This is a genomic window from Sinorhizobium sp. NFACC03, from assembly GCF_900103435.1.
Taxonomy (GTDB): Bacteria; Pseudomonadota; Alphaproteobacteria; order Rhizobiales; family Rhizobiaceae; genus Ensifer.
In genome coordinates this window covers 113,702-128,472 of record NZ_FMXF01000019.1, presented here as the reverse complement: position 1 = coordinate 128,472, position 14,771 = coordinate 113,702, and the positions used below count along the sequence as shown (strand labels likewise).

At 62.8% G+C, this 14,771-nt stretch carries 12 protein-coding genes and 1 pseudogene; 6 read left to right on the top strand and 7 right to left on the bottom strand.

All coding sequences use genetic code 11. The features are described from left to right. Genes eutB through doeB form a run of 4 tightly spaced genes read left to right on the top strand, consistent with a single transcriptional unit; the run spans position 1 to position 4,221 of the window. Positions 1-1,002, top strand: a complete 1,002-nt coding sequence (gene eutB / locus BLU35_RS22515) for a hydroxyectoine utilization dehydratase EutB (RefSeq protein WP_093234566.1) — start codon at positions 1-3, stop codon at positions 1,000-1,002. Continuing rightward, complete coding sequence (gene eutC, locus BLU35_RS22510; RefSeq protein WP_093234565.1) at positions 999-1,991, top strand: ectoine utilization protein EutC; 993 nt, start codon at positions 999-1,001, stop codon at positions 1,989-1,991. Before eutB ends, eutC begins: the two co-directional genes overlap by 4 nt. Positions 1,992-2,025: 34 nt before the next feature. Further along, positions 2,026-3,207: an ectoine hydrolase DoeA gene (gene doeA / locus BLU35_RS22505; protein ID WP_093234564.1), complete on the top strand. Its 1,182-nt coding sequence runs from the start codon at positions 2,026-2,028 to the stop codon at positions 3,205-3,207. A gap of 3 nt (positions 3,208-3,210) precedes the next feature. Continuing rightward, on the top strand, positions 3,211-4,221 hold the full coding sequence (doeB, locus tag BLU35_RS22500; RefSeq protein WP_093234563.1) for a N(2)-acetyl-L-2,4-diaminobutanoate deacetylase DoeB: 1,011 nt from the start codon (positions 3,211-3,213) through the stop codon (positions 4,219-4,221). Between the two features lie 14 nt (positions 4,222-4,235). Here doeB and BLU35_RS22495 read toward each other — a convergent pair whose 3' ends face one another. Together BLU35_RS22495 and BLU35_RS22490 are read right to left on the bottom strand one after the other, a co-directional pair. Then, entirely contained in the window at positions 4,236-4,679 is a 444-nt protein-coding gene (locus BLU35_RS22495; RefSeq protein ID WP_286161586.1) for an MEKHLA domain-containing protein, read from the bottom strand. A 215-nt stretch (positions 4,680-4,894) separates the two neighbouring features. Continuing rightward, complete coding sequence (locus BLU35_RS22490; RefSeq protein WP_093234561.1) at positions 4,895-5,479, bottom strand: tyrosine phosphatase family protein; 585 nt, start codon at positions 5,477-5,479, stop codon at positions 4,895-4,897. 614 nt (positions 5,480-6,093) lie between these two features. Here BLU35_RS22490 and BLU35_RS22485 point away from each other — a divergent pair. Further along, positions 6,094-8,685: an SH3 domain-containing protein gene (locus tag BLU35_RS22485; protein WP_093234560.1), complete on the top strand. Its 2,592-nt coding sequence runs from the start codon at positions 6,094-6,096 to the stop codon at positions 8,683-8,685. Between the two features lie 302 nt (positions 8,686-8,987). Continuing rightward, a pseudogene (locus BLU35_RS22480) lies at positions 8,988-9,413 on the top strand (copper resistance protein). Positions 9,414-9,551: 138 nt separating this feature from the next. Here BLU35_RS22480 and BLU35_RS22475 read toward each other — a convergent pair. Genes BLU35_RS22475 through BLU35_RS22455 form a run of 5 tightly spaced genes read right to left on the bottom strand, consistent with a single transcriptional unit; the run spans position 9,552 to position 14,735 of the window. Next, complete coding sequence (locus BLU35_RS22475; RefSeq protein WP_176907368.1) at positions 9,552-10,358, bottom strand: ABC transporter ATP-binding protein; 807 nt, start codon at positions 10,356-10,358, stop codon at positions 9,552-9,554. Then, positions 10,355-11,308 (bottom strand): ABC transporter ATP-binding protein, encoded by a 954-nt coding sequence (locus BLU35_RS22470; protein WP_176907366.1) that lies wholly within the window; start codon positions 11,306-11,308, stop codon positions 10,355-10,357. Before BLU35_RS22470 ends, BLU35_RS22475 begins: the two co-directional genes overlap by 4 nt. Next, complete coding sequence (locus tag BLU35_RS22465) at positions 11,295-12,134, bottom strand: ABC transporter permease (protein WP_093234557.1); 840 nt, start codon at positions 12,132-12,134, stop codon at positions 11,295-11,297. The genes BLU35_RS22470 and BLU35_RS22465 overlap by 14 nt, the downstream gene beginning before the upstream one ends. Further along, positions 12,131-13,153 carry an ABC transporter permease gene (locus tag BLU35_RS22460; protein WP_093234556.1) on the bottom strand — a complete coding sequence of 341 codons (1,023 nt, stop codon included), beginning with the start codon at positions 13,151-13,153 and terminating at the stop codon, positions 12,131-12,133. The genes BLU35_RS22465 and BLU35_RS22460 overlap by 4 nt, the downstream gene beginning before the upstream one ends. Before the next feature lie 16 nt (positions 13,154-13,169). Next, positions 13,170-14,735: an ABC transporter substrate-binding protein gene (locus tag BLU35_RS22455; protein ID WP_093234585.1), complete on the bottom strand. Its 1,566-nt coding sequence runs from the start codon at positions 14,733-14,735 to the stop codon at positions 13,170-13,172. Positions 14,736-14,771 lie beyond the last annotated feature (36 nt).

Sequence of the window (14,771 nt, the reverse complement as noted above, 5' to 3'; positions counted from 1 at the left end):
ATGCCGAACCTTCCCGTGACATTGGCGGATATCGAAAAGGCGGTTCGACGCATCGAGGGCCGGGTGCTGCACACACCCTTGGTGCCTTCATCTTCGCTCTCCGAACGCTGCGGGGTGGCTGTCGGTCTCAAGCTCGAACACCACCAGACGACCGGGAGCTTCAAGCTGCGCGGCGCCACGAACGCTGTGCTTTCTTTGAACCCCGAAGAGCGGGCAAGAGGTGTCGTTGCCGCCTCGACCGGCAACCACGGTCGGGCGCTTGCCCATGCCGCCAAGGCCGAAGGATCGGTTGCGACGATCTGCATGTCCAGGCTCGTGCCCGACAACAAGGTGTCGGAAATCCGCCGGCTTGGCGCCGATGTCCGCATCGTCGGCAGATCGCAGGATGAGGCGCAGCTCGAGGTGGATCGGCTGGTGGCAAAAGACGGTCTCGTCATGGTGCCGCCCTTCGACAACCGGGCGGTCGTTGCCGGCCAGGGCACACTCGGCCTGGAGATCGTTGAGGCTATGGCGGATGTGGCGACAGTGCTTGTGCCGATCTCCGGCGGCGGGCTCGCAGCCGGTGTCGCCGCGGCGGTGAAAGGACGCTCCCCGAAAACCCGCGTCATCGGCCTTACCATGGATCGGGGCGCGGCGATGAAGGCGAGTCTTGATGCCGGGCGGCCGGTGCAAGTCGAAGAGGTGGCAAGCCTTGCCGATTCCCTCGGCGGCGGCATCGGCCTCGACAACGGCGTGACCTTCGAAATGTGCCGGGTGCTGCTGGACGACATCATCCTGCTTTCGGAAGCGGAGATCGCCGCCGGCATGCGGCATGCCTATGCCGAGGAGCGCGAGGTGATCGAGGGGGCAGGAGCCGTCGGCATTGCCGCCCTGCTTTCCGGTCGCTTTGGCCAACTGGGCGGGCCGGTGGCGGTGATCCTCTCCGGTCGCAACGTCGACATGGACCTCCACCGGCGCGTCATCAATGGCGGGACCGACCCGTTTGCGGAGGCAGCGGCATGACCACAATGAAGATCCTTACCGAGGCGGAACTCAGGCGGATCGTTCCGCTCGATCTCGATGCCATCGCCTGCGTCGAGGATGCGTTTCATGCGCTCGCCACCAAGGCGGTCTCCATGCCGCCCATCCTCAGGCTCGACATGCCCGAAGAGCGAGGCGAGGTGGACGTGAAGACGGCCTATGTCCCGGGTCTTGACGGTTTCGCCATCAAGATCAGCCCGGGCTTCTTCGACAATCCGAAGCTCGGCCTGCCGAGCACCAACGGCCTGATGGTGCTGCTTTCGACGAAGACCGGCCTGGTGCAGGCGGTGCTGCTCGACAACGGCTATCTCACGGATGTGCGCACGGCGGCGGCCGGCGCCGTTGCGGCTCGACACCTTTCGCGCCCGGATGCCGCGGTTGCCGCCATCTTCGGCGCCGGCATGCAGGCAAGGCTGCAGCTTGAAGCCTTGCGCCTCGTGCGGCCGATCCGCGAGGCGCGCATCTGGGCGAGGGACGCCGCAAAGGCCGAAGCCGCTGCAGCGGAGCTGACGGAAGGGCTCGGCTTTCCGGTCCGCGCGGACGCGGATGGTCGGGCGGTAGTCGACGGCGCCGATATCATCGTCACCACGACGCCTTCCGAAACGCCGGTGCTTCGGGCCAATTGGCTTAAGCCTGGCCAGCACATCACGGCCATGGGGTCGGACGCGGAGCACAAGAATGAGATCGAACCTGCCATCATAACCGGCGCCAGCCTCTATGTCGCCGACAGCCTGAAACAGACGCGCAGGCTCGGCGAACTGCACCATGCCATCGAGGTGGGCCTCGTGACGGAGAGCGCGATCTTCCCCGAACTCGGCGAGATCATCGCCGGGCGCAAGCCGGGTCGCAGCGGCCCCGACGACATAACCGTGGCGGATCTGACCGGCACGGGCATTCAGGACACGGCCATCGCAACGCTTGCTGCCGCCCGCGCGGCAGTGGTGGGCACCGGCACGATCTTCGAGAGTTGAGACCGGCTTTTCGCCGGGTATAGAGGAAAAACCGATGAAACAAGCGAACCTGAAGTTCTCACTTCCGGAGTATGAAACGCGTCTTCAAAAAACGCGCAATGCCATGGAATCCAAGAGGATTGACGTGCTGATCGTCAGCGATCCCTCGAACATGAACTGGCTGACGGGCTATGACGGCTGGTCCTTCTACGTGCACCAATGCGTCGTCGTGCCCCCATCGGGCGAGCCGATCTGGTACGGTCGCGGGCAGGATGCCAACGGCGCCAAATTCACAGCCTATCTGAAGCACGAGAACATCATCGGCTATCCGGACCATTATGTGCAGTCCACGGAGCGCCACCCGATGGACTATCTCTCGGCCAAGCTCGCCGAACGCGGCCTCGACAGGCTGACGATCGGCGTGGAAATGGATAATTACTGGTTCTCGGCTGCCGCCTTCGCCTCGCTCGTGAAGCATCTGCCGAACGCTCGCTTTGTCGATGCAACCGCGCTCGTCAACTGGCAGCGCGCGGTGAAAAGCGAGGCGGAAATCGGCTACATGCGCAACGCCGCAAAGATCGTCGAAAAGATGCATCAGCGCATCTTCGACAAGATCGAGGTTGGCATGCGCAAATGCGATCTTGTCGCCGAAATCTACGATGCCGGTACCCGCGGCGTCGACGGCATCGGCGGCGACTATCCGGCAATCGTGCCGCTGTTGCCCTCGGGCGTGGAGGCTTCCGCGCCGCACCTGACCTGGGACGACCGGCCGATGAAATCCGGCGAGGGCACCTTCTTCGAGATTGCCGGATGCTACAACCGTTACCATGTGCCGCTGTCGCGCACTGTCTTCCTCGGCAAGCCGACACAGGCCTTTATCGACGCCGAGAAGGCAACGCTGGAAGGCATGGAAGCGGGCCTCGAAGAGGCGCGGCCCGGCAACACCTGCGAGGATATCGCCAACGCCTTCTTCGGCGTGCTCAAGAAATACGGCATCGTGAAAGACAACCGCACCGGCTACGGCATCGGCGTTTCCTATCCGCCGGATTGGGGCGAGCGCACGATGAGCCTGCGTCCCGGCGACCGCAGCGAACTGAAGCCGGGCATGACCTTCCACTTCATGACGGGCCTCTGGCTCGAGGACATGGGCTTCGAGACCACGGAAAGCATCTTGATCACCGAGACCGGTGTCGAGTGCCTCGCCAACGTGCCGCGCAAGCTGCTCGTGAAGGATTGAGCCATGCGTCAAGCAACGCTTCGTCCTTCGCCGATCAACCCCACGGTCGATTTTTCAGCCGATGGCGTTCAGCACGGCTTCCTGCGTCTGCCTTACAGCCGCGACGACTCCGCCTGGGGCTCGGTGATGATCCCGCTGACGGTCGTCAAGAATGGGGGGGGGCCGACGGCCCTTCTCACCGGCGGCAACCACGGCGACGAATATGAGGGGCCTATCGCGCTCTTCGATCTTGCCCGCGGCCTGAAGGCTGAAGACGTTACCGGCCGCGTCATCATCGTGCCGGCGATGAACTATCCTGCCTTCCTCGCCGGCACGCGCACCTCGCCGATCGACAAGGGCAATATGAATCGCAGCTTTCCGGGGGCGCCGGATGGCACGGTTACTCAGAAGATCGCCGATTATTTCCAGCGCACCCTGCTGCCGCTCGCAGATATCGTGCTCGACTTCCATTCCGGCGGAAAGACGCTCGATTTCTTGCCCTTCTGCGCCGCTCACATTCTGCCCGACAAGGCGCAGGAGACAAAAGCCTTCGACCTCGTCAGCGCTTTCGGCGCCCCATGGTCGATGAAGATGCTCGAGATCGATGCGGTCGGGATGTATGATACGGCTGCCGAAGAGATGGGCAAGGTCTTCATCACGACTGAACTCGGCGGCGGCGGGACGGCCACGGCCAGAAGCGCTGCCATCGCCAAGACGGGCGTTGCCAACGTGCTGAGAGCGGCAGGTATCCTGAAGGGCACGGTCGAGGGCGGGGAAACCACGTGGCTGAACATGCCGGACGGCAACTGCTTTTGCTTCGCCGAGGACGGAGGTCTTATCGAGCCATTCGTGGATCTCGGCGATGCTGTGAAGAGCGGGCAGATTGTCGCCCGTGTCTATCCCGTCGGCCGCACGGGTGCTGACCCGCTGGACGTGCGAGCGAAGATGGACGGGATCCTCGTCGCCCGCCATTTCCCCGGCCTCGTCAAATCCGGCGACTGCGTCAGCGTTCTCGCGACCATTGTGACGAAATGACCCTTGGCGCGGGCCTACTGGTCCTTCCAGCTGCGAAAGACGGCAGCCTGACCGACAAGGGCGCCGTCGGAGCGCACAAGCTGCCAGACAGTCGCCTCTTCGATCCAGAACCGGCGTCCGGATTTCGCGATCCGAACGCCGCGATAGTTGTCGATGAAGCCCTTGGCAGAGACGCCGTCTAGAAGGCGCTGCCTTTCTTCGCGGTCTGGCGCCTCGGCAGAAAGGCGCGACGGCATACCGATGAATTCCTCCCAAGAATATCCGAAACAGGCCTGAGCCGTCTTGTTCGCGTATATGAAACGGGGATCCTCGGACCGGTCATGTGCGAGCAAGGCGAACGGCGCGGATTCATAGAGCCACCTGCCGTCCACGGAAGGATCACCTAAGCTTCTGCCCGTCAACTGGCGGAAGCTTGAGATCATTAGTGCGGAGATTTCTTGGACGTCACGCTCGCTCATCATGCCGTTCCCTTTTTGCTGTGCGTCGCCATTGGCCGCATCTTGCAGACATCGGCCATCGTGGAGGCAAGAGTCCGCTGTCGCTGCTCCCTTGGTTTCCGGCCAGCCTGGATCGCGTGGTGTTCCTGAAGGCGGGCGCTCTGCGAAGAATTCTACGATATCCAGGCTGAGCGCCTCTGCCGATGATTTCTCGAGACTGCGTGCGCCTTAGGCGGTTAGTCGTGGATGGCCATCTGCAATTCGGCATCGCGGCCGAGTGTCGTCATCCATTCGGTGAACTCGGGGCGGCTCTTGATCTGCCGACCATAGTGACGGCCAAGCGCCGCAGTGAGCTCACCCCGGCGGCCGAGCTGTTCGTCGGCAAAGCCAATCATCTGGGAATTCGGCCACGCTTGCGGGCGGATGGCGACAAGGCGGGTAAAGAGGCTTTCGCCGGGCTCATCCGGGTTTGCCTGCGCCATGAGGGTCAGCATGGCCGCCGTCGAGCGCGATACGCCCATATGGCAGTGAACCAGCACATGGCTCGCGGCTTCCCGATCCTGCCGCATCAGGAAATCCGTACCGAAGCGAAGAACGGCTTCCACGTGTTCCGGGCGGGGCATCACCCGGTTCGGCGCCGCCGCAATGATATCGTGGAAACGCAGCGTCGTGCGGTGGTGCTCGCCATAGGCGCCGAAAGCTTCCAGTTCCGGGAGTTCCGGATCGACGATCGACAGAACGTGGGTCACGTTTCGGCTGCTCTGCCCCGGAAGTTCCTCGATACCGCAAACGGTCAGCACGGGAGAAAAGGTCGTTTCCATGTCCACTATCCTTGCATCGGTTTCATGAAGCATCTGCCCGCATTGCGCACGAGCAGGGCAAAAAGCACGTCGAGCATCATACATCGGGGTGCCGCAGATCGGCACGATGAGGGGTGGATCGACGCGCGGCAGGCGTTGAGAATGACGTTTTCATCGGCGGGAGGCGACGACGAAGCCGCCGGGAGAGATGGAAACTATACGGGCGCCGGCCTTCTTGGCAATCTCGATATTCGAGAACAGGGTAACTCTTGCGCCCCGAAAATGAGAGCACGAAAAGCACGCCCTTTCCCGTCAGGCGGGGGACCGCAACCATCTGCAAGGTTCGACATTCACGATACCGGAAGATGCCGTTCTCCAGCCGCTCCACCAACCGGGGGCGCGCCGCGATGGGGTCTGCTCTACGCGCAACAAGGAAGGCGTCGTTCAATGCCCGGTTTAATTAGAAGTTGGCAGCGTTACCAGTTGCACCCGTCATCGAATGTGCAATGATTTCCGAATTAAACGACGCCGAATAACTGCAATCTCGAGACGCCTTTGCGCGACGATCCGTGCCTAGTGCAACTTCCAGCCAACAGGACTTGAACACATCTACACACCAATGAAGGAATGTGATCATGCGTAGAATTCTTGCCTACCTCACGGTCGCTTCGTTCTTCTCGACCTCTGCTTTTGCGGACCCCGCCGTCCTGACGGCAAATGTGAATTTCAGGGTGGGCCCAGGCACGGGATTTGACGCGATACGCGTCATCCCCCAGGGCGAGGAAGTCGATATCAAGGAGTGTGATTCGGAAGCCAGCTGGTGCGCCGTGAGCTATTCCGGCGCTAACGGTTTCGTCGCGGGCAAATACCTCAACCAGTCCGATGCTACCGCGCCCGCCTGGCCAAGGGTATTCACCACCGAAAAGGGCGCCACGATCACGCTCTTTCAACCGCAGATAACATCCTGGAAGGATTTCAAGGAACTCGAGGCTCTTGTTGCCACCGAGCTTAAATCGTCGTCCGCCGATGCGAAGCCGGTCTACGGTGTCATCGGCCTTTCAGCCAAGACTGTCGCAGACGATGCCTCAGAGAATGTCACGCTGACGGATGTCCGCACCACCCGGCTCGACTTCTCGACGCTGGACCGCCAGCAACTTGCCGATCTCGCGCTCGAAATCGGCAAGCTTGTTCCGACCGATCCGATCGTCGTGTCACAGCAACGGCTGGCCGCAAGCCTTGCGGATTTCCAGCGCCTCGCGGACGTTCCCAATATCAAGGCCGATCCGCCCCCGATCTTCGCGAGTGAGACACCAGCGATCCTGTTGCAGACGGATGGCAAGGCAGTCACGGCTCCGGTCAAGGGCGTCGAGGGCCTGTCATTCGTGGTCAATACGAACTGGGACCTGTTCAAGGTTGAGCAATCGGGCGATTACTATCTGCGAAGCGATAAGAACTGGCTCACCTCGAAGACACTGGAGATCGGCTGGGCCGAGACCGAAACGGTTCCAGACCTGTTTTCCAAACTGCCTGACATCGAGAACTGGAAAGGGGTAAAGGCCTCCCTTCCGCCAACGCGCTTCAACGAGAACGAAATCCCGAAGGTTCTCTATTCCGAGAAGCCGGCGGAGCTTTTGATCTTTGACGGAAAGCCTGTTCTGGAACCGGTTGCGAAGACTGGGCTTGACTGGGTTACTAACACCACCAGCGCCGTCTTTTTCCATCGCGCCAGCAAGAACTGGTACATCCTTCTCTCCGGGCGATGGTTTTCGTCGGCATCGCTCGAAGGACCCTGGAGCTTTGCCACTCCCGATCTGCCGGAAGATTTCGTGAACCTGCCTGACGACGCGGCCTATTCGGCAGTGCGCGCCTCCATCCCTGGCACGTCAGAAAGCGCGATGGCGCGTCTGAGGGCGAGTATCCCAAAGCTTGCGCGGGTTTCGACCGACGGGTCGTTGAAGGTGGATGTACACTACAATGGCGAGCCGAAGTTCGAGCCGATCGAAGGCACGTCCCTGTTTTATGCCGTCAACGCGAATGAGCAGGTGATCAAGGTCGCGGACAAGTATTTCGTCCTCAAGGATGGCATCTGGTTCGTCGGCGATACGCCGACCGGACCTTTTGCCGTTGCGCGCGCGGTTGCCGATGAGATCTACACGATCCCATCGTCGTCTCCGGTCTATAACGCCACCTATGTTCGCGTTTACGACACGGAGCCGGACGCCGTCTGGTACGGTTACACCCTCGGCTACCTCTACACGTATCTCGCCTGGGACACCGTCGTCTGGGGGTCGGGGTGGTACTATCCGCCCTATTGGGACTATTACGACGACGATTGGCCCTACTATCCGCCTCCGATCAGCTATGGGTTTGGCGCCTCATACAACCCAGCCTACGGAACCTTCGGCCGCTATGGCTATGCCTACGGTCCCGAGAGGGGTTTGGCATTTGGCGCGGCCTATAACCCGGTCACCGGGACCCGGTTCCGCGCTGGTGCTGCGGCAGGACCTGGCGGCGAACGAGGGTTCATTTCCGCCTATAACCCACGCACCGGGAATGCGATGGTCGCGCGCGGTGGGCAGAATGTCTACGGTGCCTGGGGCAGTGTTGCCGTCAAGCACGGCGGAGAATTCGCGCGTATCAGCGGCGGAACAACGGGCAGTGCCGGCGGTCTGCGCTGGCGCAACACGGAAGGCAACAAGGGCTTTATTGTCGGCAGCAAGGGCGGCGACGTCTATGCCGGTCGTGACGGCAGCGTCTATCGCCGCCAGGACGGGACGTGGCAGAAGCACACTCCGGATGGCTGGCAACCGGTTCAGCGGCCTGACGGAGAGAACCTCCGGAATGCCGCAGCCAACAGACCTCAAGCCGTGCAACGTATTCAGAACCGGGCCGAGACGAGACCCGTGCCGCGCCGCAACCAGCAGGTTCGTCAGCGGGCGCCCGATCATCTTTCCTTCGACCGGGCCGGACGCCAGTTCGGCAACCAGAATGAGCTGAGCCGCAACTATGGCCGCCTCTACCAGGAGTCTGGCCGCAACTTCCAAGGCTTCGACGGCGGCGGTGGCTATCGCGGCGGCGGCTTCCAGGGCGGCAACCGCGGCGGATACCACGGCGGTGGCGGTCGGGGCGGTGGGGCAGCCATCCGTAGTGGCGGTGGCGGCCGGGGAGGCGGGGGAGGCTTCCGCGGTGGCGGTGGTGGCGGACGTGGCGGTGGCGGTCGGCGCTAGGTGCGCAGACGAAACGACCACAACCTCCTTCGTCCAGTCCGATATGTTCCGGAGGAAGCCGCCGGATGCGGCTTCCAAACGACGGAGCGTTAAGCCGTGTGATAATGCAGGTCACACGACAGCCGATGGACAGGATGCGTCGGCTAGAACGGCGTCGGGACCGCGTGGCCTGCGGTTCTGATCATCGGCGAGGCACAAGCGCGCGAATTGTGCTCCTGAGAAGAGCCCATGGGGCGGCGATGTCACTCTGCTCTCGACATGGCACATTTCGCCAGCAAGGCCAGCAAAAAGGGAAACTTAAGATGCGGTTCAGCCGAAACAAGCTAGCAGTGCTTACTTTCATCTGTCTGGCGTCGCCTGCATTTGCCGGCACGACCGTCAAGGTTGTCGAGAGCGGCGAGACGGGCGGCAAGATGACCCTCACACTGGATCAATCGACCATCAAGGCCGGCGAGGCGACCTTCATGGTCCACAACGACGCAATGACAGAAGAGCACGAGATGGTGCTGATCAAGCTGAAATCGGCCGACCAGTAGATCGATGTCGTCGCGGCCAAGCACCGCGTCAACGAAAAGCAGCTGAAAAGCCTTGGCGAGGTGTCCGACCTGAAACCGGGTGCCGATGGCCAGATGAAGGCCAAGCTCACGCCAGGGTCCTGTGTACTGCTCTGCAATATCAAGGGACACTTCGAAGCCGGCATGCATGCGACGCTGACGGTCACGAAGTAGCCCGCCTCTGACGCAGAGACGACCAATTGCACCGGCGGGCATCGCATGGCCGCCGGTTGCGCAGTGAGATTGGGCAGTGGCAGTTCAGTCGTTGCCTATGCAGACCACTGAAAACGAAAGCGAGGCAGGCGCTTGGCGTCAGCCGGGAGCCAGTTCGCGCTCGACAAGTTTTTCGCGGCGTCCGTAGGAAAGCAGTTCTCGGGTGTAGGGATCGGCCGGCGCGCCGATCACTTCTTTCGTTCTGCCGAATTCGATGACGTCGCCGTGCCGCATGACCAGAAGCGCGTCGGAGACATGTGCGACGACCTTCAGATTATGGGTTACGAAGAGCATCGACAGCCCGCGGCTTTCCTTCAGGTCCGAAAGGAGATTGAGGATCTGTGCCTGCACCGAGACGTCGAGCGCCGATGTCGGTTCGTCGAGGATGAGGAGACTCGGCTCCAGCGCCAGTGCACGGGCGATCGCCACGCGCTGGGCCTGACCACCGGAGAGTTCGCTTGCGCGTCGGTCGAGAAAATCGGCCGGCAGCTCGCAGTCGCAGAGTAGGCCCGCGATCTTCTTCCGCATGGCCGCGTCTTGTCGGCCGCCTTGCGCCAGGATCGGCTCGGCAAGGATATCGGCGATCGTCAATCTCGGGCTTAGCGAAAGAAAAGGGTTTTGCAGCACGACGCCGATCTTCTGGCGTTCCCGGCGCAACGCGCTGCCCCGCAGCGCAAGCCAGTCCTGGCCGTCGAGCCGGATCTGCCCGCTTTCCACCGGAAGGAGCCGAAGGATGGCGCGCAGGAGGCTTGTCTTGCCGGAGCCGCTTTCGCCGACGATGCCGAGGGTCTCGCCCTTGGCAAGGCGGAAGCTTGCGCCGTTGACTGCGGGTTTCGGGCGCGCCGCGAAGAGACCGGCGCGGTAGCGGATCACGAGATTGTCGATGTCCAGTATCGGCGTGGTCATGCAGGATCCTCCGGCAGGTGGCATAGCCAGCGATGCGCAGCACGGCAGCGCTCCGGCGGTGGCGTGACTGCGCACTCATTGAGCGCCTGGGGACAGCGCGTGGCAAAGGCACAGCCGGCAATTGCCGAGCGCGGCGGCGGGATGGAGCCCTCGATGGCGGCAAGCCGTGCCCCATGCGGTGCAGCGTCCGGAAGCGCGGCGAGCAGGGCACGGGTGTAGGGGTGCCCGGGACTTTGCAACACCGCATCGACGGGGCCGGTCTCGACGGAGCGGCCCGCATAGAGCACGGTCGCACGATCGCAGGCCTCGGCGATGACGTCCATGTCGTGGGTGATCATCAAAACGGTGAGGCCGCGCTCGGTCACCAGCTTGCGCAGAAGCGCCAGAACTTGGGCGCCGACCGAGACGTCGAGCGCTGTGGTCGGCTCGTCGGCGATCAGGAAGTCCGCGCCGGTCGCCAGCGCCTGGGCGATGACCACACGCTGCTGCATGCCGCCGGAAAGCTGGTGCGGATAGCTGCGGAGCACTCTTTCAGGATCAGAAAGTCCCGTTGAGGCCAGCAGATCGATCGCCTCCGCGCGCCTCGCCCGATGCGGCAGGTCGCGATGGGCGCGGATCACATCGTCCATCTGGGTGGCGATGCTGAGCACCGGATTGAGGGCGGCCGCCGGATCCTGGGCGATCATGCCGATCCGCCGGCCACGCAGGCGCACCGCATGCTCCCGAAGATCCTCGCCGTCAAAATGGAACCGGTCGGCAACGATGCGGGCACCCTTCGGGGCCAGGCCAAGTGCGGCCATCCCGGTCATGGTCTTGCCGCAGCCGGATTCGCCGATGACGCCGTGGATCTCGCCGCGCTCGATCTCAAGGCTGACCGCCCGTACCGCGTGAACGTCGCCTTCTGACGTCGGGATGCTGACCGACAGGTTGCGGATATCAAGCAGAGGCACGGTCAGTCCCTCCTTTGCGCTCGCGCAGGGCGTCGCCAAGGACGCTGAAGGCGAGCGCGATGGCGAAGATGGTGAGGCCCGGCATGGCCGAATACCACCAGCGTGCGGGGAAGAATTTTCGACCGGCATCGACCATCTGGCCCCAGTCGGCGGTCGGCGGCAACACGCCCAGGCCAAGGAAGGAGAGGGCAGCCGCGGTAAGAAGTGCCGGCCCGACATCGAGGGCCGCCTGCACGGTCAGCGGCCTGCCTGTCGCCGGCAGGATGTGGCGCAGGATGATGCGCCAATGCGAGAGGCCGGAGAGCTGCGCCGCCTCCACATAGGGCTGGCCGCGTAGCACCAACACCTCCGCGCGGGCCAGCCGCGCATACCAGGGCCACCAGGTGACAGCGACGGCGATGACGCTGTTCAAAAAGCCCGGTCCGAGGGCGGCGGCCATCAGCACCGCCAGCAACAGTGCAGGGAAGGCGAGGAAGACGTCGGTACCGCGCATCAGCGCCTCGTCGACCCAACCGCCGAAGTAGCCGGCGGCAAGACCGATCGGCAGGCCGATCAGGAGCGAGAAGGCGACGATCAGCATGCCGTTCGTCAACGAGACCCGGGTGCCGTAGACGATGCGGCTCAGAATATCCCGACCGAGATGATCGGTTCCCAACCAATAGTCCGCCGAGGGTGGCGAGAGCTTCGCCGCGACATTCGGTCCGCCGGCCCCCTGTAGGGGATAAGGCGCGATCCACGGCGCGAAGAGTGCGACGAGCACGAAGAGAAGGACGATGGTAAGGGCGAGGGTGCCAGGCCAGCCGAGGCGTTGGAGGAGCTTTTTCATGACAGCGCCACCCGCGGGTCGACAAGGGCTTGGGTGATATCGATCAGTAGGTTCATCACCACATAGCAAATGGTGACGACCATGGTGACGGCGGCGATGACAGGAAAGTCCTTGGCGAGGATCGCTTCGGAGACGTAACGGCCGAGACCCGGCCAGGCGAAAATGATCTCGACGAGCACCGCGCCGGTCAAGGCATAGGCAAAGGACAGGCCGATCACCGTCAGCGCCGGCCCCATGGCATTCGGCAGCGCGTGACCGAAGAGGATGCGCGGTTCGGAAAGGCCGAGCGCGCGGGCCGCAACGATATGGCGGCGCTCAAGGATTTCGATCATGGCCGAGCGTGTCAGCCGCATGGCGACACCTGCAGGATAGGAGGCGAGCGTCAATGCCGGCAGGATCAGATGCGTCAGGGCATCGCCGAATGCGTTGAGGCGGCCGGCGACGAGCGCGTCGATCAAATTGAAACCGGTCACCATCGGCAGCGGCGCGGAGATCGCGATTTCTCTGGAAAGTCGGCCGGAGAGCGGGAGGATACCAAGCCATTGCGCAAAGATGAGCTGCAGGATCATGGCCAGGAAAAAGGTCGGCATGGCGACGGCAGCGATAGAACCGAAACTGCAGAACCGGTCCGCCCAACCGCCTTGCCGCGCCGCGGCAATGACGCCGAGCGGGATACCGATCAGGAGCGCAAGGCCGGTCGAAAATATGGCGAGTTCCAGGGTGGCCGGAAGATAGGCTCTGAGATCCTCCGCGATGAGGCGCCTGGACTTGTAGGAAATGCCGAAATCGGCGGACGCCATGGCGCCGGCGAAAGTCGCGAAACGGGCCGGAAGAGGCGCGTCGAGATTAAGCTCCTGGCGTGCCTTCTCGATTTGCTCGGCCGTGGGACGCGGGCCCGCATAGAGCGCTGCGGGGTCCGACGGTACGACCTGTGCCACCACGAAGACCAGGAAGGTCACGCCCACCAATACGAAGGCGGAGAGAAACGTGCGGCGCAGGATGTAGCGTAGAAGTTCCATCAGACCCCCGCGTGCCCTACCGGCTCAGATCGTTGACAAAGGCGATGTGCCCGTAGGCCGGATTGTCAGCATAGCCCTTGATGTCCGCACGGATGATGTGGACGTTCGGCTGGTCGAGCATGAAGATGGCTGCCGCATCCTCGATGATCTTGCGCTGCGCTTCGATGAACAGCGCCTCGGCGCGCGGGCGGTCGGTGCCCGAGAGCTTGGCCGCTTCATCGATCTTGGCGTCCACTTCCGGGTTGGAATAGTAGCCGAGATTGAAATTCGGCTTCTCTTCGCTGTGGAACAGGTTGACGAGGTAGTCATAGGGGGTGACGAAGGTCGGCCACCAGAACATGACGAAAATGTCCTGCGCCGCCTCGGGGTTCGATTTGCCGAGTTGCCATTGCGCCTCCCATGCCATCGGCTGGAGCTTCAGCGTGATGCCGAGCGTTTCCAGATTGGCCTTCCAGAGTTCGACTGCGACCGCCTCGATCGCCTGGGATGTGGAATAGGTCATGACCAGTTCCAGGCCCGGCTCAATGCCCTCTTCGGCAAGAAGTGCCTTTGCGGCTTCCAGATCGGTCTTCGGGATCGGCGCATTGGCATCGTGGCCCCAGATGCCGGCCGGGACGACGCCCTTGGCGCGGGTGCCGAAGCCGCTCGTGCCCGCGGCGATCACGTCGTCATAGGGAAAGGCGAGCGACAGGGCCTGACGCACCTTGACCTTGTCGAGCGGCGCCCGCTTGACATTGTAGAGGCCGAACAGCGTTTCGAAGGAAGGGTTGACGACCACGTTCAGGTCGGGATTGGACTTCAACGCCTCGAGATTTTCGTAAGGGAGGCTGTAGGTCCAGTCGGCCTGGCCGCTCTCGATCATGTTCTGAGCGAGCGTCGCATCCTCGACGATCTCGAACGAGATCGTCTGGAAGGCACCGTCCGGCACCTTGCCCCAATAGCCTTCGACCCGGTCGAGAACGGCGCGCTGACCGGGCTCGTAGCGCGAAATCTTGAACGCCCCGGTCCCTGCATCGTTGCCGGCGTTGAACCAGGACGCTTCCTTGTCATGCGAGGAAGGCGCGTAGATCCAGGCGGCGAAGCCGGCCGATGCGATGAGGTCCAGGGGCTGCGGTTCGGAAAGCACGAAGACCACCTTCAGCGGTTCCGGCGTTTCGATGGACGAAACGGGCCCCCAGACGAAGGACGCACCGCCGCCGATTTTCTTGGTCCGCTCGATCGAGCCCTTGACCGCCTGCGAGGTCAGCGGGCTGCCGTCATGGAACTTCACGCCATCGCGAAGGGTGAAGGTCCAGGTCTTGCCGTCTGCGCTCACGTCCCAGGAGGTGGCAAGCAGAGGCTCGATTTTGGCTTCGGCCTTGTCGGTCGCGGGAATGTAGCGCGTCAGCCCTTCGTAGACATTGGCAAGCACCGCGCCGTCGTTGGAAAACGAGGTGGCGGGGTCGAGGTCCGGAAAGCTCGTCGGATAGGCTAGCGTGAAGATGCTGCTCGTGCCCTCGGCCATCGCAAAATTCCAATTCGATGCGGCAGCTGTGGCGAGAGCAGTGAGGGCGGCGGTTTTCAAGAAATTGCGGCGGTTCATGTCAGGCTCCCAATCGAGTTCTGGAGGTGCGGACGC